The following is a 19,043-nucleotide window of genomic DNA, read 5'->3' on the forward strand; positions in this document are numbered from 1 at the left end:
ATGGAGGCGTATTTTCCCGCAATCACTGCCCGCACGCAAAGGTCACAGGCATTCCGGCAGCATTTAAGGCAATTAAAGACCAGTAAACCGGACTCGCATGCCGCCCGATGTGCTTTGCAGGGCTCTTTTCTGGGTTTTGCGGTGTTCTTTGCCGGGTGGTTGCATGGCTCCTCCGCTGTTGCCTTCGGTGATTCCTTCCAGTGACACCCTCGATGATGCCTTCGAGCGCTCTTCTGCTGATTTTTTAAATAGCTCTTTAGATGCCTCGTAAAATGACGCTTGCAATCGCCATCTCCGCGCCTCTGCGCAGCCCCCTGTGCCAGCCCCCTGTGCCAGCCCCTTCTCATTGCTACCGCCCCGTGACCAGCCTCATAGTCCCAGGGCTCCACGGCTCCACGGCTCCACGGCTCCACGGCTCCACGGCTCCGACAGCATCAAAGTTTTTTTATGCAGCTATATCAAAATTTTTTGATGCAGGCGCGAAGCGCTGCTAGACTCCACGCCATGACAAGCTCTCAGGCCCAACAAACGGCGCCGGCAACCCCGCCCGGCGAGCAGATACCGCAGCTGGCCGCGCGCCTGAAGGCTGCGGGCGACCCCCTGCGCCTGGAGATACTGCGCCTGCTGAGCCAGGACTCCTACAGCGTGCTGGAGCTGTGCCGTATCTTTGACCTGCGCCAGCCGGCCCTCAGCCACCACCTCAAGGTGCTGGCTCAGGCGGGACTGGTGAGCAAGCGCCGCGAGGGCAACAACCTCTTCTATCGCCGCAGCGGCGATGGCCTCGAGGCGCTGTTCGCGAGCCTCGACCGGCTGCCGCTGACCGAAGCGCGCGCGCAGGCGGTGGCGGAGATCGCCAGTGAGCGGGCCGAGGCGTCGCGGCGCTTTTTCGCCGACTACGGCAACCGCTTCCGCGAGCAGCAGGAACTGATCGCCGGGTATGAAGTGTACGGCCCGCAGGTGGCGCAGCTGCTGCGAGCGGGGGCGAGCGCCCTGGAAGTGGGCCCCGGTGAGGGCGAATTCCTCGCCGAGCTGGCGCCGCGCTTCGCTGCTGTCACAGCTCTGGACCTGTCCGCCAATATGCTCGAGCGGGCGCGGCAGTTTGCCGTTGAGCAGGCGCTCGGCAACATCGAATTCCTGCACGGCGATACCCGCGAGGCCGCCGCGCGCCCTGCCTGCGCCGACACCGTGGTGGTGAATATGGTGCTGCACCACACGCCGGACCCCCAGCAGATATTCAGTGACCTGCAGGCGGCGCTGAAACCCGGCGGCCAGCTGCTGGTGGCGGAGCTGCAGGCCCATGAACAGGGCTGGGCGCGGGACGCCTGCGGCGACCTGTGGCTGGGGTTTGCCCCCGAACAGCTGTCCGCATGGGCCGAGCGCGCCGGACTGGAAAACGGCCGCAGCGTGTACAGCGCGCTGCGCAACGGCTTCCAGATTCAGATACGGGAATTCGTGAAACCACAAACCGTTGCGGTGCGCCATGCGTAATGGCCACACCGATTCCCTTTTTAGTTTTTATCTTTCTTTTTTTTACCTTTTGTGCCGCTGATGCCGGTTTAGCGATCACTGCACAACAAGTTTTGAACTGATCACACCGCCGACAGCGGGATCGATAAATGGAGCGCCGCGGCGTCATCAATGGAGCATATCTTATGAGTGAATACAGACTGTTTACCTCGGAGTCGGTATCCGAGGGGCACCCCGACAAGATCGCCGACCAGATTTCCGATGCGGTGCTGGACGCGCTGCTGGCTCGCGACAAGCACGCCCGCGTCGCCTGTGAAACCCTGGTGAAGACCGGCATCGCCGTGATCGCCGGCGAAATTTCCACCTCCGCCTGGGTGGACCTGGAAGATCTGGTGCGCAAGGTCATCACCGATATCGGCTACACCTCTTCCGACGTCGGTTACGACGGCGAGACCTGCGGCGTGATCAACGTGATCGGCAAGCAGTCCATGGATATCGCCCAGGGTGTCGACCGCGCCAAACCGGAGGATCAGGGTGCCGGCGACCAGGGCCTGATGTTCGGTTACGCCACCGACGAGACCCCGACCTTTATGCCGGCGCCGATCTACTACGCTCACCGGCTGGTGGAGCGCCAGGCGGAAGCGCGCAAATCCGGTCTGCTGCCGTGGCTGCGCCCGGATGCCAAGAGCCAGATCACCTTCCGTTATGACGACGAGGGCAAGCCCTGCGCCATCGACGCGGTGGTGCTGTCGACCCAGCACAGTCCCGATGTGAGCCAGGAAGACCTGCGCGAAGCGGTGCTGGAACTGATCGTGCACCACACCCTGCCCTCCGAGTGGCTGCATGCGGACACCCAGTACCATATCAACCCCACCGGCAAGTTCGTGATCGGCGGCCCGGTTGGCGATTGCGGCCTCACCGGACGCAAAATCATCGTCGACACCTATGGCGGTTCCGCCCGTCACGGCGGCGGTGCCTTCTCCGGCAAGGACCCGTCCAAGGTGGACCGCTCGGCGGCCTACGCCGGCCGTTACGTGGCCAAGAACATCGTCGCCGCCGGCCTGGCCAACCGCTGTGAAATCCAGGTGTCCTACGCCATCGGCGTGGCCGAGCCCACCTCGGTTGCCATCAATACCTTCGGCACCGGCAAGGTGAGCGAGGAGAAACTGACCGAGCTGGTGCGCGAGCATTTCGACCTGCGCCCCTACGCCATCTCCCGCGCGCTCGACCTGCTGCACCCCATGTACCAGCTGACCGCCGCTTACGGTCACTTCGGCCGCGAGCCGTTCGAGCACACCTACGAGTGGGTGGACGGCAACGGCGAAAAGCGCAGTGAAACCTTCACCGCCTTCCCGTGGGAAAAGACCGACAAGGCCGAGATTCTGCGCGCACACGCGGGCCTGTAAGGAAACGATATCCGGGGCAAACGCCCCGCACATTTCACCCGCGGGCAAAGCCCGCGCATACAAGAACAGACAAGGTTTTTAATGAATCAGATGAGCACCGAATTCAAAGACTTCAAAGTGGCCGACATCAACCTGGCAGACTGGGGGCGCCGTGAAATCGAAATCGCCGAGGGCGAGATGCCGGCGCTGATGACGCTGCGGGAAAAATACCGTGCCGAGCAGCCGCTGGCCGGCGCCCGCATCATGGGCTGCATCCACATGACGATCCAGACCGCCGTGCTGATCGAGACGCTGGTGGCGCTGGGCGCCCAGGTGCGCTGGTCGTCCTGTAATATTTTCTCCACCCAGGACCACGCCGCCGCCGCGATCGCCGCACAGGGCATCCCGGTTTTCGCCTGGAAGGGCGAAACCGAGGAAGAGTACGAGTGGTGCCTGGAGCGCACCGTGGGCGCGGATGTGGCCGGCTGGCAGCCGAACATGATTCTCGACGACGGCGGTGACCTCACCGAACTGCTGCACCGCAAATATGCCGAGATCCTCGATCAGTGCCACGGCATCAGCGAGGAGACCACCACCGGCGTGCACCGTCTGCAGGACATGCTGCGCGAGGGCAGCCTGAAAGTGCCGGCCATCAACGTCAACGATGCCGTCACCAAGAGCAAGAACGACAACAAGTACGGCTGTCGCCACAGCCTCAACGACGCCATCAAGCGCGGCACCGACCACCTGCTGTCCGGCAAGAAGGCGCTGGTGATCGGCTACGGTGACGTGGGCAAGGGTTCCGCGGCCTCTCTGCGTCAGGAAGGCATGATCGTCAAGGTTTCCGAGATCGACCCCATCTGTGCCATGCAGGCGTGCATGGACGGCTTTGAGCTGGTGTCTCCGTACATCGACGGTATCAACACCGGCAAGGCGGACTGCATCAACCGGGACCTGCTGGCCAACACCGACCTGATCGTCACCACCACCGGCAACACCAACGTGTGCGACGCGCATATGCTGACCGCACTGAAGAGCGGCGCCGTGGTGTGCAACATCGGCCACTTCGACAACGAGATCGATACCGCCTATATGCGCAAGCACTGGCAGTGGCAGGAAGTGAAGCCGCAGGTGCACAAGATCGTGCGCAACGCGGAAACCAACGACCACCTGCTGCTGCTGTCGGAAGGCCGCCTGGTCAACCTGGGCAACGCCACCGGCCACCCGAGCCGCATCATGGACGGCTCCTTCGCCAACCAGGTACTGGCACAGATCCATCTGTATCAGGAAAAGTTTGCCGATTTGCCGGCGGACCAGAAGGTTTCCGCGCTGTACGTCAAAGTACTGCCGAAAAAACTGGACGAGGAAGTCGCCCGTTACATGGTCGAGGGTTTCGACGGTGTCATTACGCAGATGACCGCTGACCAGGCCAAATACATCGGCGTTTCCGTGGATGGCCCCTACAAGCCGGAAAGCTACAAGTACTGATTTACCCCGTGACTGGATGCCGGCTTCTGCCGGCATGGCGACTCCGAACGCAGTCGTTTTTCTGCCCACTGCCACAGCGGCAGGGGCGGAATCCAGCCGCCGCGGACTGGACGATTTACCATGAAAAATAATATTCGCATCAGCTTCGAGTTTTTCCCGCCCAAAACCCCCGAGGGACGCGAGAAACTGTACAAGACCCGGGAAACCCTGCAGGAATTTGATCCGGCGTTTTTCTCCGTGACCTATGGTGCCGGTGGCACCACCCGCGAAACCACCGCCGATATTGTCACCGGCCTGCGCCGCGAGGGGATCTCCATCGCCCCGCACCTGTCATTCGGTGGCGACAACGAAGAGGCCATGCTGGCGCTGCTCAACCGCTATCAAGAAGCCAATGTGGACCGCATCGTTGCCCTGCGCGGAGATATGCCCTCCGGTATGGGCGCCGTGACGCAACTGGTTTACGCCAATGAGCTGGTGGCTTTTATCCGCCGTCATACCGGCGATCATTTCCAGCTGGAAGTGGCCGCCTATCCGGAAATTCACCCGGAAGCGGACAGCTACGATGCCGATATCCGCTATCTGAAAGGCAAGTTCGATGCCGGTGCCAACAGCGCGCTGACCCAGTACTTCTACAACCCGGATGCCTACTTCTACTTTCTCGATCAGTGCGAGAAAGCCGGCATCGACGCGCCCATTTATCCGGGCATTATGCCGATCACCAACTTCACCAATCTGGCGCGCTTCTCGAAAAACTGCGGCGCGGAGATTCCCCGCTGGCTGCGCCAGCGCATGGAGAGCTTCAGCAACCCGGACGATGTGCGCAAGCTGGGCCAGCAAGTCGTCACCGAGCTGTGCGAGACACTGCTCGATAATGGCGCGCCGGGGCTGCACTTCTACACCATGAACCAGGTGGACCCCAGCGCGGAAATCCTGCGCTCACTCAGTCTCGACTGAACCACCCGCCAGCGCGCCCCGGGGCTTTTGCTCCGGGGCCGCTTCCTTGCCGGCCCGGATCGTCGCCGACTTCTGCCCCGCGCCAATCGCTGCCGCCTCGCCTTTTTCCAGTCGCACCACTAAACGCCGGTTTTTTTCCTGCCCGCGCTGGGTGCTGTTGTCGGCAATGGGTACCGTGTCCCCAAAGCCCTCGGCGGCCACCCGCTGCGGCGCTATGCCGCGATCCAGCAGAAAGTTCTGCACCCACTGCGCGCGCCACTGGGACAGCCGCAGGTTTTTTTGCGGGTCGCCCGCGCTGTCGGTGTGCCCCTCGATCACCACGCTCACCCCGGGAAAATCCCGCAGGATCACCAGCAGCGCCTCGACATCGCCAATCGTCTCCATCTCAGGCAGTGAGCTGCCGGGCGCGAACTCCACGCCCAAAATAAATTCACTGTCGGCGGCCCCGCCGCGCAGATAGGCAACCACTGTATCGCCGAAGGATAAATCCTCTCCGCTCGCGCTATTGGCGGGCACCGGCGGTTTCAGCACATATTTTTTGTGGGGGTCGTCGTAACAGGCGCTCAGCAGCAGACCGTGAACAATCACAGCGAGCAAAAGCGGCAGTAAACAGGACTTCGGCACCATAACCGGGTACTCCGCAAATGGTATCTGGCGGCTGTGTGAAAGCGGGATCGTTTGCGTGGCATTACATTCATTGTAGACGAGTGTTGCTGCACCGCTGCCACCGGCGCACTTAAGAGCCAAGCTGCGCCGATGCGTGGGCGAGCGGGGAAGTATGAATACAGGAAAAAGAGAGGTGCGGAATAAAGAGGGGTTGGGAAAAAGATAAGCGCGGGAAAAAGGCCATGCGGGAAAAGAAGAACGCAGAAAAAGGGAGCCGCGAGTGAGGGGACGCGAGGCGGATCGGGAACGCTGGCGGCGTTACGCCCAGCGGCAGTGCGCGGCCCCGGACGCTCAGAGGTGATCCAGCACCGCCAGCATATCCCGCACCACCATCGCCCCCTGCGCCTCGAGCTGGCTGGCCCGGCGCGGGTGCTGGCTGTAGCCGACCACCGGCATGCCGGCGGCCACCGCCGCCTTTACCCCGGCGAGGGAATCCTCCACCACCAGGCAGTGCTGGGGCTCAACGCCCATCGACTGCGCCGCGTGCAGGAAAAGATCCGGCCAGGGCTTGCCCCGGCCCACGTCATCGGCGCTGTAGATACGGCCGTCGAAATAGTCGTACAGGCCGGTGCGGCCCAGGGTCAGGCGCATTTTGTCGTGGGAACCGGAGGAGGCCACGCAGCTCGGCAGGTTCAGCTGCAGCAACTGGTCCAGTACTTCTTCGATTCCCGCCACCGGCGCCAGCTCCCGATGAAAGGCCGCGCGAATGCGCCGCTCGGTATTGTCGAAATAGTCGTGGGGCAGCGGCCCGCCGTAGCGGGTTTCGATTTCAGCCAGACAATCCCTGGCCGGGCGCCCGCTGAACTGTTCGTCCAGCTCCTCGACGCTGGTGCACAGGCCGAGCTTGTTCATCTCCTCGGCGAGAATACGGCAGACGATGGTTTCACTGTCCACCAGCACGCCGTCGCAATCGAAGATCACCAGTTGTGTCGCGAACATCCGCCCTATTCTCCCCTCAGCCCTTCAGTCAGTGTGCCCGTCATGCCATCAAGTGGCCGACAACAGCAGCAGCGCCAGCAGAATACCGAGGACGCCACTGGCGCGCAGGAAATTTTCGTTGCCGCTGGCAACCCTGATCGCCAGCGCCTTGCTGCGCTCGAAACCGATAAACAGCATATAGGCCCCAGCCAGTACCAGAAGAGTACCGAGGGCGTTCAGGAGAATATTCCAGGCGTGGGTATCGGCGATCAGCAGCATAATCAGACCGACAATCACCCGACCCCAGGCGGCAAAGGCGTAGCCGGCCCGGTTGAGCCGCTCGCTCAGGTCGCGGACCAGTTGTGGCCGCACGATGACGGCGATGGAGAGACTCATGATCGCAAGGCCCAGCAGCCACAAAATCAACTTCACCATTATTCTCTCTGCTCCCCGCTATTCTCTTCCCTGCCACCTGTGCGCTTTGCGCGCTTGATCCAGCCCTATCCTCGCCCCTGCACCTTTACCTGCACTGCACCTTTACTTGTACCTGCACCTGTACAGCTCGGGCCTATAGATCGCCCCATTGATACTGCAACACCGACAGGGCCGCAACCGGCGCTGTCTCCGTGCGCAGCACCCGCGGACCCAGCCGCAGCGGCGCATAACCGCGGGCCAGCGCCGCCTCGATTTCAATCCCGGACAGGCCGCCCTCCGGTCCTACAAGCAGCTGCGCCGAATCCGGGCGCCCGCGCTGCTGCTCCAGCTGGCGCAGGGAGACCTCCGTGCGGTGGTGCAGCACCAGCCCCAGGTCCGCCGCCATGTCAGCATCCAGAAAGCCGGCAAACTTCTGCGGCGCGGCGATCTCCGGTACCCGGTTGCGGGCGCACTGCTCGCAGGCGCTGATGGCGATCTGGCGCCAGTGCGCGAGCTTTTTCTGCAGCCGCTCCCCGCTCAGCTTCACTTCACAGCGCTCGGTAAAAAGTGGCTGGATACGGGCCACCCCCAGTTCGGTGGCCTTCTGAATCACCCATTCGAAACGGTCGCCGCGGGAAATACCGATGGCCAATGTCAGCGCCAGTGGCGACTGGCGATCTTCTTCAGAGAATTGCCCCAGGCGGGCGAGGGCGCGCTTGCCGGTGGCCACCAGCTCGGCCTCGTACTCGCCGCCGCGGCCATCGAAAATCACCAGCGGCCGCCCCGCCTGCAGGCGCAGCACCTTGAGCAGGTGGCGGCTGGCGTTCTCGTCCAGTTCGATTTCGCTGAGCCCGGCCAGGGGTTCATGGGAATAAATACGTGGTACGCGCATCGCGCACAATCCTCGTCGACAAAGGGGACAAACCAAAAACGCCGACTCGGGGCCGGCGTTTTCTCTCAGGAGGCTAGTTTAGGCGTTTTCCACCGGGGCGGACAATTGGCCGCTGCCCTCACCCCCATTCACAGCCCCACTCTCATTCACAGCCTGCCGGGGGCCGTGCACTTTCTCGCGCACTATCTCTATCACCTTGTACAGGTTGGGCACCAGAATCAGGGTCACCGCCGTGGCGAACAGCACCCCGAAGGCCAGGCTCACCACCATGGGGATCAGGAACTTGGCCTGCAGCGAGCGCTCGAACATGATCGGCACCAGCCCCACAAAGGTGGTGATGGAGGTGAGGATAATGGGCCGGAAGCGATCGGTACCGGCCTGTTTGACCGCATCCAGCACCGCCATGCCGCGATCGCGCAGCTGGTTGATGCGGTCCATCAAGACCAGATTGTCATTGACCACCACCCCCGCCGCGGCGAGGAAACCAAGCATCGACATCAGGCTGATATCGTAGCCAGTGATCAGGTGGCCGACGATACCGCCGAAGAAGCCGAACGGCACCGCCGTGAGGATCAGCAGCGGCTGCGAATAGGAGCGGAAGGCGATGGCCAGCAGGGCGTAAATCACACACACCGACACAATAAACCCGACCAACAAAGCAATGACGAACTCCCGCTGTTCGCGCATCTGCCCGGCGGTCTTGAGGCTGAAGCCGGGGAATTCCCGTTCCCACTGCGGGAAGGCGGTCTTGCGCAAGTCTTCCAGTACCTGGAAGGATTCGGTGGTACCCGGCTCGATTTCCGCGGTGATACGCAGCGAGCGCTCGCGGTCGTTGCGACGGATGGTGGTATAGCCGGGCACGTACACCGCGTCTGCCACCGCATTGAAGGGGATCTCGCCCTCGCTGGTGCGGATGCGCACGCGGTGGATCTGGTCCTCACCGGCGCGCTCCTCCTGCGGATAGCGCACCATCACCCGCACATCCTCGCTGCCACGGGGAATGCGCTGCACCTCTTCGCCGTAAAAGCCCTGGCGCACCTGGCGGGCCACATCCCCGAGGGTCACGCCCATATTGGCGGCGTAGGGCTTGAGCTGGATTTCGATATCCTGGCGCGCACTGGAGAGGTTGTCGCGCACATCATACAGCCCCTCATAAGAGGCCAGTTTCGCCTTCACCGCATCGGCGGCGCGGCGCAGCTCGGCCATATCGCCGGAACCTGTGCTCAGTTGCAGCGCCATCCCCGGGCCGGAGTTGTTGATGGTGGATACGATGTTCATATCCTCGACATTGCCCGGCAGGTCGCCGATATAGTCTCGCCAGCGCAGGGCCAGCTCCTTGGGCGACACCTCGCGCTCCTCACCGGGCACCAGCTGCAGGTTGACGTAGATATTGCCGCGCCACAGAAACATGATGCTGTTGCGCAGGAAAGGACCGCCGTTTTTCGCCAGCATCTCCTCATCCCGCTCCAGGCGGTCGGCGGCGGCGACAAACTGCTTCATCACCCGCTCGGCTTCCTCGAAAGACTCACCGGGGGTCATGCTGGCCCTCAGCTGCAGCATATCGGAGGGAACATCCGGCATGAAACTGGTCTTCAGGTAGCCTTCCTTGTAGATAAACACCGCCGTGAGCAGGGCAAAGAAAAACACCATCACGGTCACGCGGCTGTTATCCAGGGTTTTCGTCAGCAGCGGCTGATAGTAGCGCCGGTTGGCTGCGCTGAGGCCGCCGGCGAAGCGGGCGCGCAGTGCCTGCAGCTTGCGCCCGACAGCGGAAGTGGCGGGTTTCTCCGGCTGCAGGGAGGCCAAGTGCGCGGGCAGGATCAGCAGGGATTCCACCAGCGAGAACAGCAGGCACAGCAGCACCACCGCGCCCAGGGTCAGCGCCTGACTGGCGGCACCGCCGGGCAGAAACAGGAACTGCACAAAGAACACCATGGTGGAGACCACGGCGAAAATCACCGGTTTGGATACCTGCTTGACACCGGCCTCCGCCGCCGCCAGGCCGCGCAGGCCCTGATCGTGGGCGGCATGCACCGACTCGCCGACGATAATGGCATCGTCAACGACGATGCCGAGAATCAGCAGGAAGGCGAACAGCGACAGCATATTCAGGGTCACGCCGGTCAGCGGCAGCAGCCACAGGGCGCCCATAAAGGCGGTGGCAATGCCCACGGTCACCCAGACCGCCAGCGCCGGGCGCAGGAACAGCATCAGCAGCAGGAATACCAGCAGCAGGCCACCGATAGCGTTTTTGAGCAGCAGCCCCATGCGGTCTGCGTAGAGGGTGGAGTTGTCCGACCAGATCTCCAGTTGCACACCCGGCGGCAATTCGTCGCGCACCTCTTCCACAAAAGCGCGCACGCGCTCGGCGGTGGCCACCACGTCCAGCGGCTCGCCCTGCAGCACCCGCAGGTTCATGGCCGGCTTGCCGTTAAAGCGGATCACCGAGCCCTCTTCCTCAAAGCCGTCGCGGATGGTGGCCACGTCTCTGAGCAGCAGCACCGTGCCATCGGGGCGGCTCAGCACCGGGATCTGGCCGAATTCATAGGCGGTGTAGGCCTGGCCGCGGGTCTGCACCTGAATATCGCCGCGGTCGGAGCGAATGGTGCCGGCGGGCAGGTCCAGGGACGAGCGCTGCACCGCATTGGCCACATCGTCGAAGCTCAGGTTGTAGCGGCGCAGGTCCACCTCGGAGACCTCGATCGACATCTCGTCGGCGCGCTCGCCCCAGATCACCACCTGGCGCACGCCGGTGAGCAACATCAGTCTGTCGCGCAGGTTGACCGCGGTCTCCTTGAGCAGGCGCTCGGACACATCGCCGCCGAGGGCGATATGCATCATCTCCATTTCCCATTCCGCCATCGCCACCACAGGGCGCTCGATATCCGCCGGGAAAGTATTGATGCTGTCGACCTTGACCTTGATATCGTTCAGCAGGCGCAGCTCGTCATAGCCCTCCATCGCCTCCACGCGCACCGTGGAGTGGCTGCGACGGGAGAAGGAGTTAACCTCCTTGATGCCCTTGATATCGGTCAGGGCCTGTTCGACCCGCACCGTCACCTGCTGTTCAACCTCCGCCGGGCCGGCACCGGGGTAGGAGATATCCACCGCGACCGTGCTGGACTCGCCGCTGGGGAACACCTCGCGGCCGACATTCAGCACGCCGAAGATGCCGCCGATAAAAATCATCACCATCAGCAGGTTGGCGGCCTTGCTGTTGCGGACGAACCACCCGATCACACCATTCATGATCAGCGCACTCCCTGAGTGGCGCCGCCGGCGCTGCGATTGGCGGTGTCAGTGGCAGCACCGGAAGCAGCCGGTGGCGCATTCAGAGCCTCGTCACCCAGAATCAGGCCGGCGGGTTTTTCGTTGAGGGGATTGGGGGTAATGGCCATGCCCTCGCGGGAGTAGCCGAGGCTCGAAACAATCACGCGCTCACCGGTGGCGAGGTCGCCGCGCACCCAGACCTGCTCGCCTGCGGCCTGCAGCAGCTCCACGGCCTTCACGCGCAGCTTGCTTTCCTCGTCCAGCACCAGCAGGTGATCGCCCTCGTGCAGCGCCTGGCGCGGCAGCCGCACCACATCATCAAAGGTTTTGCCGGCGATATCCGCTTCCACGAACAGGCCGTTCACCAGCGGCGCCTCGCCCTCATAGGGGTTCTTCACCTGCGCCACCGCGTACACAAAACGGCTGTTGGGATCGATGTTGGCCTCGGTGCGCACCAGCTGGCCGCGCCACTGGCGCTGTTGGCCGGCAATCTGCGCGCGCAGGCGCACCGCCGGCCCATTGGCAAAAGACTGCCCCAGCGGCACCTCCAGCAGGGCCAGCTGGCGGTCGGTCAACGGCAGGCGCACTTCGGCAATGCCGGTGCTGTGAATCCGCGCCAGCTTGGTGCCGGGGGTGATGTACTGGCCGAGGTCGACAAAGGTTTCGACCACGCGGCCGGCAAAGGGCGTTTTCAGCTGGGTGCGCTGCAGGTCCAGCCGGGCCTGGTCCCGGTCCGCCTCAGCCGCCGCCACCGCCGCTTCGGCGGCGGCCAGCTGCGGCTTGCGCAGGAACAGGGCGTTGGCCTCCTCGCTGCCCAGCTCGCGCCACTCGCGCTTGGCCTGCTTGGCGCGCCCGCGCTCCTGCGCCAGGGTCGCGCGGGCGTTGGCCAGCTGCGACTCGGCGCGGGTCAACTGGTACTGGTAGTCCGCCGACTCGATCTGCAGCAGCGACTGACCCGCGGTGAAGAATCCGCCGGCGACAAAGGCATCATCGACCCGCTCGATGGCGCCGCCGACCCGCGCCACCACTTCGATCTCATAGCGCGCGCGCACGGTGCCCTGGCTCGGCACCAGCAGCGCCTCGCGTCCAGGCTGTACGTAGAGCACATCGGCGATGGGCGGCACGCTCGCCTGAATGACCTTTTCCTCGGGTTTTGGCGCCATCTTGGTGACGACCGTCAACACGGCCACCCCGACAACAACCACGATACCTAACAGCTTGTTTTTCTTGGAAATTTTCACAGATACCCTCAACCCGGAAGCGGGCCGCAATGCGGACCCGAGATTGGTCAAAATTTGGCTAGGCGCATTCTACTGAACTTGGGCGCCAAAAGGAGCCTTGCCCATTGCAGGTCGTCGCAGGGAACTGCGCTTCGCCGCAAACCTTTCTCACCGCGCCCGGCTCCCGCATAATGCCGCTGCTAAATTCACCGGCGACACCCTCCGCCGTCGCCGGGCCTAGACGTACTCGCAGCAGAACGGATGTAGAAAAACAGATGCTGGATATCAACGCCCGAATCGCCGAAGAACTCAATGTGCGCCCACAACAAGTGGCCGCCACCGTCACCCTGCTGGACGAGGGCGCCACGGTGCCGTTTATCGCCCGCTACCGCAAAGAGGTGACCGGAGCCCTGGACGACACCCAGCTGCGCACCCTGGAAGAGCGCCTGCGCTACCTGCGCGAGCTTGAGGATCGCCGCGCCACCATCCTCAAAAGTATCGACGAGCAGGGCAAACTTACGCCGGAACTGGCCAATCAGATTCAAGCCGCGGACACCAAGAACCGCCTCGAAGACCTCTACCTGCCCTACAAGCCCAAGCGCCGCACCAAGGGCCAGATCGCCATCGAGGCGGGCCTGGAGCCGCTGGCCGACGCCCTCTTCGCCAACCCGGCGCTGAACCCGGAAGAGGAAGCGCAGAAATACCTGAACAGCGATAACGAGGACGCCGCCCTGCATGTGAAGGACATCAAGGCGGCCCTCGACGGGGCCAAGTTCATCCTGATGGAGCGCTTTGCGGAAGACGCCGAGCTGCTGGGCCGGCTGCGGGACTTCCTTAAACGCGATGGCGTGGTCAAGTCCCGGGTGCTGGACGGCAAGGAAGAGGAAGGCGCCAAGTTCCGCGACTATTTCGACTACGCCGAGGCCTGGTCCAAGGTGCCGTCGCACCGCGCGCTGGCCATCTTCCGCGGCCGCAACGAGGGGGCGCTGGCCATCAGCATCGGCCTCGATGGCGACGAGGATCGCCCCGCCACCGCTGGTCACCCCTGCGAGACCATGATCGCCAGACAGTTCGACATCAGCGATGAGGGCCGCCCCGCCGACAAGTGGCTGGGAGAAGTGGTGCGCTGGACCTGGCGCATCAAGCTGCTCACCAGCCTGGAAACCGACCTGATGGGCGAGCTGCGGGAAAAGGCCGAGGAAGAGGCCATCAAGGTTTTCTCCCGCAACCTGAAAGACCTGCTGCTGGCGGCCCCGGCCGGCCAGAAGGCCACCATCGGCCTCGACCCGGGCCTGCGCACCGGGGTGAAGGTGGCGGTCGTCGACGCCACCGGCAAGATACTGGACCACACCGCCATTTTCCCCAACCCACCGCAGAACCGCCTGCAGGAATCCGCCGCGGTGATCGCCGCCCTGTGCGAGAAGTACGATGTGGGCCTGATTGCCATCGGCAACGGCACCGCCAGCCGCGAGACCGACAAGTTCGTCGGCGAGACCATCAAGCAGTACAAGCTCAAGGCACAGAAGGTGATGGTCAACGAGGCCGGCGCCTCGGTCTATTCCGCCTCCGAGTTCGCCGCGCGGGAATTTCCCGATCTGGACGTCACCATTCGCGGCGCCATCTCCATCGCCCGCCGCCTGCAGGACCCGCTGGCGGAACTGGTGAAGATCGAGCCCAAATCCATCGGTGTCGGCCAGTACCAGCACGACGTCTCCCAGACCCAGCTGGCGCGCTCCCTGGACGCGGTGGTGGAGGACTGTGTGAACGGCGTTGGCGCCGAACTGAATTCCGCCTCCGCGCCGCTGCTGGCGCGGGTATCCGGCCTCAGCAGTTCCATCGCCGCCAATATCGTCAGCTACCGCGACCAGCACGGCGCCTTCAAAAGTCGCGACCAGCTCAAGGAAGTGCCGCGCCTCGGGCCCAAGGCGTTCGAGCAGGCCGCCGGCTTCCTGCGCATCAACAACGGTGAAAACCCGCTGGACAAGTCCGGGGTGCACCCGGAGGCCTACGTGGTGGTGCGCCGCATCGCCGAGAAGAGCGGCCGCGAGATCAACAGCCTGATCGGCGACTCCGCCTTCCTGCGCAAACTGAATCCGGCGGATTACACCGATGACAAATTCGGTGTGCCCACGGTTACCGACATCATCGCCGAGCTGGAAAAACCCGGCCGCGACCCGCGCCCGGAATTCCGCACCGCCAAATTTGAAGACGGGGTGGAGGAAATCAAGGACCTGCGCCCGGCCATGGTGCTGGAGGGCACGGTGACCAACGTGACCAACTTCGGCGCCTTTGTGGATATCGGCGTGCACCAGGACGGTCTGGTGCATATCTCCGCCCTGTCGGAAAAGTTCGTCAAGGACCCGCATGAAGTGGTGAAAGCCGGCGATATCGTCAAGGTCAAGGTGATGGAAGTGGACGTCGCCCGCAAGCGTATCGGCCTGTCCATGCGCCTGTCCGACGAGCCCGGCGAGCAGGGCAGCGGCGGCGTGCAGAAAGGCGACCACCGCGAGAGCCGCCAGGCCAGCCGCCACAACAACCGCAACCGCCAGCAACAGGGCGGCGGCGGCAAGTCCCAGGGCAGCATGGGCGACCTGCTGATGGCGGCGATGAAAAACAAAAAATAACAAATAAACAAAAATGCAGTCAGCAACAACGGCAAAGGGCGCTCCAAGGAGCGCCCTTTTTTGTGCCGGCAGCCTAGACGCCGCACGGTAAACCCTGGAATTTAAAAGCCAGCCAGGCTTAAACCTCTGCCGGCCTGCGCTTCAGTCCATGCGGCACATTGCACAGAGCTTATTGCCGGAGGGGTCGCGCAGGTAGGCCAGGTACAGTTTCATGCCGGAAGTCTCGCGCACACCGGGCGGGTCCTCGCACTCGCTGCCGCCATGGGCCAGCCCCGCCGCATGCCAGTCATCGATCACGTCCGGGCTCTCGGCGGTAAAACCAATGGTGCTGCCGTTGCCGTGGCAGGCCGGGTTGCCATCAATCGGCTTGGTGATGCCGAATATGCCACCGTTGCCAAAGTAAAAGCAGCGCCCCTTCGGATCGATAGTGCCGGGCTTGTAACCCAGCTTGTCCATCACCGCGTCGTAAAAATTCTTCGATGCCTCGATATCATTGGCACCGATCATTATGTGGCTAAACATCCTATTTCTCCGTGGTATTGCTCAAGTCTATTGAGCCCGTTTGTTAACGCGGAAATGACCCCGCGATCTCTGCTAAGTGATTCCGCTTTCATCGGCAGCTGCAACATGGGCCGGCCATGTGGCGATCCGCTAATCTGGCAATGGGCCCATCCGCATCACCGCCGGCACTCATCCTCCCACTTCCGGGAGGAGCTTTGCTATGGTTTTCGGCAGCGTGTCAGCGGCTTTTGCTTAAGCGTTTTATGGCGATTTCGCTAAGCCGATTTCAGCTGGGTGTCGCTGTCAGCAGCAGTACCTTGGCCAGAGCCAGTGCCGGAAAACACCTTGCGCAAGAGCGGGACTGCCTTGCGCCAGCCCAGCACCGCCTGCGCCGCGACCACGCCGCCGTACATGGCACCGGCCACGCCGCAGCTCATAATATCCTGCCCGGTCAGGTAGAGGCCCCGGATACGCGTTTGCGGCCGCAGCCACTGCTGCTGGAAACGGGCCGGGTCGTGGTCCAGGCCATAGATTTCACCGCGCTGATAAAAACAGAAGTGTTTGGTCGACAGCGGGGTGGACAGCTCGTAGTAATCAATCTCGCCGCGCAGGTGCGGGAAAGTTTCGTAAAGGCGCTCCAGCAGCCTCTGACTGAACTGTTCCTTCAAGGCTTCGTAGTCCTCGCCGCGCTTGCCCCACTCCTGATCCGTCCACTGCTCGAACCACTCATAGGGCCCGGGGCTGACGATCTCGATGGTGGCGCGGTCCGGATAACGCTGGGTGAATGTCGGATCTTTGGCGGACGGAAAGGAGATATAGACCAGCGGAATCTGCGCCGCCGGATCATCGAGAAAACGCTGCAGGTCCGCGCTGTAGTCCGCACTGGGATAAAGCCAGTAGTTGGTTTTCGGCAGGCCCAGTTGCTCGGCGGTTTTCTTCAGGCCGATATACAGGCACAGGTGCGACATCGACGGCTTCACCGTGCCCAGGTCGTGGTGATAACCGGCCTGCTCGGTGGCGCTCTCCGGCAGCAGTTTGTCGAAGGTATTGAACACGCCGGCATTGGAGATGACGAGCGGCGAGCGGATTTCGGTACCATCTTTCATGCGCACGCCGCAGGCCCGGTTTCCGTCCATCAGGATGGTCTCCACCTCCGCATAGGTGAACACCTCGCCGCCACTCGCCTGCACCTGCGGAATAATGGTTGCCGCCAGCGCACTGGCGCCACCGACCGGGTAATAACCGCCGTGCAGGTAGTGCTTCACGATCAGGGCGTGAATGATAAAACTGCCCTCCCGCGGCGGCATGCCATTGTCCCCCCACTGGCCGCTGAGTGCGGCTATCAGCTGCTCGTTGTCCGTCAGCTCGCGCAGGACTTCGTAGGTGGTTTTATTCAGGTATGCGGGCAGCCGCCATTTCCTCCACTGCGACAACAGCGGCGCACACCAGCCCGGCAGCATTTTTTCCAGCGTCAGCAGGCGCATGGCCCTGCCCACCGCACTGACCCGCTGCAGATAACGCTGCAGTGTCTGTTCCTCGCCGGGAAAATGCTCCAGCAGTCCGGCGATAAAAGCCTCCCGGCCCGCGCGCAGATCGTAGCGCTTCTCACCGATGCAGATACGGTCATAGGTGCTGTCCATGGGCGCCCAGCGCAGCCGCCCGGCGCTGAGGAAATCGAACAGCCTGCGGGTCATGGTCGGGTGACTGCCCACATCGCCGATATAGTGCACCCCCACATCCCACTCATAACCATTGCGCTCATAGGCGTGGGTCATGCCACCGGCGGTGTAATGCTGTTCCAGCACCAGCACCTTGTTGCCGGCGGCACTGAGCAGTGCCGCGGTGGTCAGGCCGCCGATGCCGGAACCGATGACAATGGCATCGTAGGGGCCGTTGAGGCGATTGCAGCGATAGCGGCGGCCGACACGGGGGCTTTGGGAGCGGGGACTGATACCGGCGGGGCGGGACGAGGCCCCACCTCCGGCAGAAGCGTGGACTGGGCTGGCGCTATTGGGCTGGCTTGCGGACATGGGCGGCTCACTGTTCTGGCTATTTCTTATCGTTATTTCGGCAACCTGTCACCTGGTGCGTTACCTGATGAGGTAACTTAGCCGGCGGCGCCCGGCAGCGCAATTACCCCAGCCTGCCAACCGCCATGATCCTTTGGCTCAGCTGCACCTGGTTGTTCCCGCTACCGTTTCACTCTGGTTTCTTTACTTTGGTTTCTTTACTTTGGTTTCTGTACACGGGTCTCTGCACTCCGACCCCTGCACTCCGGCCCCTGCACGCCATTGGCCACCAAAAATCCAATGTATGCGGCGGTGCGCGCGGCGTGGTCCTCGATATCGAAGTAGGGGTTAAATTCCGCCATGTCCGCCAGGCAGACTTTGCCGGATTCCAGCACCGTATCGACGAGGGGCTCGAACAAGTCCAGCGGCAGGCCCCGCGCCGCCGGGGCGCTGACCGCGGGCATTACCGCCGCCGGCAACACATCGAGACAGATGCTCAGATAGACCAAATCCACCCCATCAATAAAGTCCGCAATCCGCCGGCGGCACTGTTGCAGAGTCCAGGCGCTGATGTCGCGATCGCCAATTATCTGCGCACCCAGCTCATCGGCGCGATTGAACAGGGCCGGAGTATTGACCGCGGCCGAGGCGCCCACACAAAGATAATTGAACGGCTTGCCGTTGATCTCGCACTGCTCGGCGATCTGGAAAAAGGGCGTTGCCGAGGACCCCTGGGGTTTTGGCACACGCAGGTCGAGATGCGCGGCGAAATTGACAATGCCGAGGGTCTTTTCACGCTGCTGTTCGCGCATCCAGCGGGCGATGCCCTGATAACAGCCGAAGGCGATTTCATGACCGCCCCCCAGCACCAGCGGGAAGTGACCGTCGCTCAACAGTTCGGTGACCCGCGCGCCCAGCAATGCCTGGGCCGACTCCAGGTCCTCCTTCTCGACCCGCACATTCCCCCCGTCGTAGAGGGGGGCATCGAAGGTGGCCGGCAGGTTGGCCATGGCCATACGCAGAATTCTCGGTCCCTTGGCGGCGCCGATACGGCCGCGGTTGCGGCGCACCCCTTCGTCGGAGGCAAAGCCGAGAATCGCCACACCGGGCGCGCTGTCCAGCTGCAGCGGCGTAATACGCTGGTGCCAGCGCTCACCGGCCCTGCCATCCTCGCGGTCGGTGCGACCGCTCCACAGGCGCATATCAGCCAGCTGCAACATGTCTGCCTCCAAAGT

Annotated in this window: 15 protein-coding genes; 5 read left to right on the forward strand and 10 right to left on the reverse strand. The window is 63.0% G+C overall.

All coding sequences use genetic code 11. The features are described from left to right. Positions 1-72: 72 nt before the first annotated feature. Positions 73-285 carry a hypothetical protein gene (locus tag ABEA58_RS09095; RefSeq protein WP_345550802.1) on the reverse strand — a complete coding sequence of 71 codons (213 nt, stop codon included), beginning with the start codon at positions 283-285 and terminating at the stop codon, positions 73-75. A gap of 219 nt (positions 286-504) precedes the next feature. On the opposite strand from ABEA58_RS09095, the gene ABEA58_RS09100 reads away from it, so the two are divergent. From ABEA58_RS09100 to metF, 4 genes are all read left to right on the forward strand, one after another. Beyond that, positions 505-1,488: a metalloregulator ArsR/SmtB family transcription factor gene (locus ABEA58_RS09100; protein ID WP_345550804.1), complete on the forward strand. Its 984-nt coding sequence runs from the start codon at positions 505-507 to the stop codon at positions 1,486-1,488. A gap of 164 nt (positions 1,489-1,652) precedes the next feature. Beyond that, positions 1,653-2,873: a methionine adenosyltransferase gene (metK, locus tag ABEA58_RS09105; protein WP_345550806.1), complete on the forward strand. Its 1,221-nt coding sequence runs from the start codon at positions 1,653-1,655 to the stop codon at positions 2,871-2,873. A gap of 90 nt (positions 2,874-2,963) precedes the next feature. After that, positions 2,964-4,340 carry an adenosylhomocysteinase gene (gene ahcY, locus ABEA58_RS09110; protein ID WP_425563526.1) on the forward strand — a complete coding sequence of 459 codons (1,377 nt, stop codon included), beginning with the start codon at positions 2,964-2,966 and terminating at the stop codon, positions 4,338-4,340. Between the two features lie 120 nt (positions 4,341-4,460). After that, the gene (gene metF, locus ABEA58_RS09115) at positions 4,461-5,294 is read left to right on the forward strand and encodes a methylenetetrahydrofolate reductase [NAD(P)H] (protein ID WP_345550810.1); all 834 of its coding nucleotides are present in this window, start codon (positions 4,461-4,463) and stop codon (positions 5,292-5,294) included. Here metF and ABEA58_RS09120 read toward each other — a convergent pair. The 6 genes from ABEA58_RS09120 to ABEA58_RS09145 form a co-directional block, all read right to left on the reverse strand. Further along, positions 5,277-5,921 (reverse strand): OmpA family protein, encoded by a 645-nt coding sequence (locus ABEA58_RS09120; RefSeq protein ID WP_345550812.1) that lies wholly within the window; start codon positions 5,919-5,921, stop codon positions 5,277-5,279. The two genes, metF and ABEA58_RS09120, sit on opposite strands and share 18 nt — an antisense overlap. Positions 5,922-6,251: 330 nt before the next feature. Beyond that, positions 6,252-6,899, reverse strand: a complete 648-nt coding sequence (locus ABEA58_RS09125; RefSeq protein ID WP_345550814.1) for an HAD family hydrolase — start codon at positions 6,897-6,899, stop codon at positions 6,252-6,254. Between the two features lie 48 nt (positions 6,900-6,947). Beyond that, on the reverse strand, positions 6,948-7,313 hold the full coding sequence (locus ABEA58_RS09130; protein ID WP_345550816.1) for a hypothetical protein: 366 nt from the start codon (positions 7,311-7,313) through the stop codon (positions 6,948-6,950). 133 nt (positions 7,314-7,446) lie between these two features. Further along, entirely contained in the window at positions 7,447-8,184 is a 738-nt protein-coding gene (locus ABEA58_RS09135) for a 16S rRNA (uracil(1498)-N(3))-methyltransferase (RefSeq protein ID WP_345550818.1), read from the reverse strand. A gap of 78 nt (positions 8,185-8,262) precedes the next feature. After that, the gene (locus ABEA58_RS09140) at positions 8,263-11,433 is read right to left on the reverse strand and encodes an efflux RND transporter permease subunit (RefSeq protein WP_345550820.1); all 3,171 of its coding nucleotides are present in this window, start codon (positions 11,431-11,433) and stop codon (positions 8,263-8,265) included. A gap of 2 nt (positions 11,434-11,435) precedes the next feature. Beyond that, on the reverse strand, positions 11,436-12,695 hold the full coding sequence (locus ABEA58_RS09145) for an efflux RND transporter periplasmic adaptor subunit (RefSeq protein ID WP_345550822.1): 1,260 nt from the start codon (positions 12,693-12,695) through the stop codon (positions 11,436-11,438). A 254-nt stretch (positions 12,696-12,949) separates the two neighbouring features. On the opposite strand from ABEA58_RS09145, the gene ABEA58_RS09150 reads away from it, so the two are divergent. Beyond that, the gene (locus ABEA58_RS09150) at positions 12,950-15,298 is read left to right on the forward strand and encodes a Tex family protein (RefSeq protein ID WP_345550824.1); all 2,349 of its coding nucleotides are present in this window, start codon (positions 12,950-12,952) and stop codon (positions 15,296-15,298) included. Between the two features lie 141 nt (positions 15,299-15,439). Here ABEA58_RS09150 and ABEA58_RS09155 read toward each other — a convergent pair whose 3' ends face one another. The 3 genes from ABEA58_RS09155 to hutG all read right to left on the reverse strand — a co-directional run bounded on the left by ABEA58_RS09155 (position 15,440) and on the right by hutG (position 19,028). Then, entirely contained in the window at positions 15,440-15,820 is a 381-nt protein-coding gene (locus tag ABEA58_RS09155) for a VOC family protein (protein WP_345550826.1), read from the reverse strand. A 254-nt stretch (positions 15,821-16,074) separates the two neighbouring features. Continuing rightward, positions 16,075-17,829, reverse strand: coding sequence for a phytoene desaturase family protein (locus ABEA58_RS09160; RefSeq protein ID WP_345550828.1), 1,755 nt, complete (start codon positions 17,827-17,829; stop codon positions 16,075-16,077). Between the two features lie 197 nt (positions 17,830-18,026). Then, positions 18,027-19,028, reverse strand: coding sequence for a formimidoylglutamase (gene hutG, locus ABEA58_RS09165; protein WP_345550830.1), 1,002 nt, complete (start codon positions 19,026-19,028; stop codon positions 18,027-18,029). Positions 19,029-19,043 lie beyond the last annotated feature (15 nt).

This window comes from Microbulbifer aestuariivivens (assembly GCF_039545115.1).
In the GTDB taxonomy this organism is placed as follows: Bacteria; Pseudomonadota; Gammaproteobacteria; order Pseudomonadales; family Cellvibrionaceae; genus Microbulbifer; species Microbulbifer aestuariivivens.

Bases quoted from the DNA above. Each gene is read 5' to 3' on its own strand.
- ABEA58_RS09100 (WP_345550804.1), top strand. From the start codon at position 505: ATGACAAGCTCTCAGGCCCAACAAACGGCGCCGGCAACCCCGCCCGGC.
- metK (WP_345550806.1), top strand. From the start codon at position 1,653: ATGAGTGAATACAGACTGTTTACCTCGGAGTCGGTATCCGAGGGGCAC.
- ahcY (WP_425563526.1), top strand. From the start codon at position 2,964: ATGAGCACCGAATTCAAAGACTTCAAAGTGGCCGACATCAACCTGGCA.
- metF (WP_345550810.1), top strand. From the start codon at position 4,461: ATGAAAAATAATATTCGCATCAGCTTCGAGTTTTTCCCGCCCAAAACC.
- ABEA58_RS09120 (WP_345550812.1), bottom strand. From the start codon at position 5,921: ATGGTGCCGAAGTCCTGTTTACTGCCGCTTTTGCTCGCTGTGATTGTT.
- ABEA58_RS09125 (WP_345550814.1), bottom strand. From the start codon at position 6,899: ATGTTCGCGACACAACTGGTGATCTTCGATTGCGACGGCGTGCTGGTG.
- ABEA58_RS09130 (WP_345550816.1), bottom strand. From the start codon at position 7,313: ATGGTGAAGTTGATTTTGTGGCTGCTGGGCCTTGCGATCATGAGTCTC.
- ABEA58_RS09135 (WP_345550818.1), bottom strand. From the start codon at position 8,184: ATGCGCGTACCACGTATTTATTCCCATGAACCCCTGGCCGGGCTCAGC.
- ABEA58_RS09140 (WP_345550820.1), bottom strand. From the start codon at position 11,433: ATGAATGGTGTGATCGGGTGGTTCGTCCGCAACAGCAAGGCCGCCAAC.
- ABEA58_RS09150 (WP_345550824.1), top strand. From the start codon at position 12,950: ATGCTGGATATCAACGCCCGAATCGCCGAAGAACTCAATGTGCGCCCA.
- ABEA58_RS09155 (WP_345550826.1), bottom strand. From the start codon at position 15,820: ATGTTTAGCCACATAATGATCGGTGCCAATGATATCGAGGCATCGAAG.
- ABEA58_RS09160 (WP_345550828.1), bottom strand. From the start codon at position 17,829: ATGTCCGCAAGCCAGCCCAATAGCGCCAGCCCAGTCCACGCTTCTGCC.
- hutG (WP_345550830.1), bottom strand. From the start codon at position 19,028: ATGTTGCAGCTGGCTGATATGCGCCTGTGGAGCGGTCGCACCGACCGC.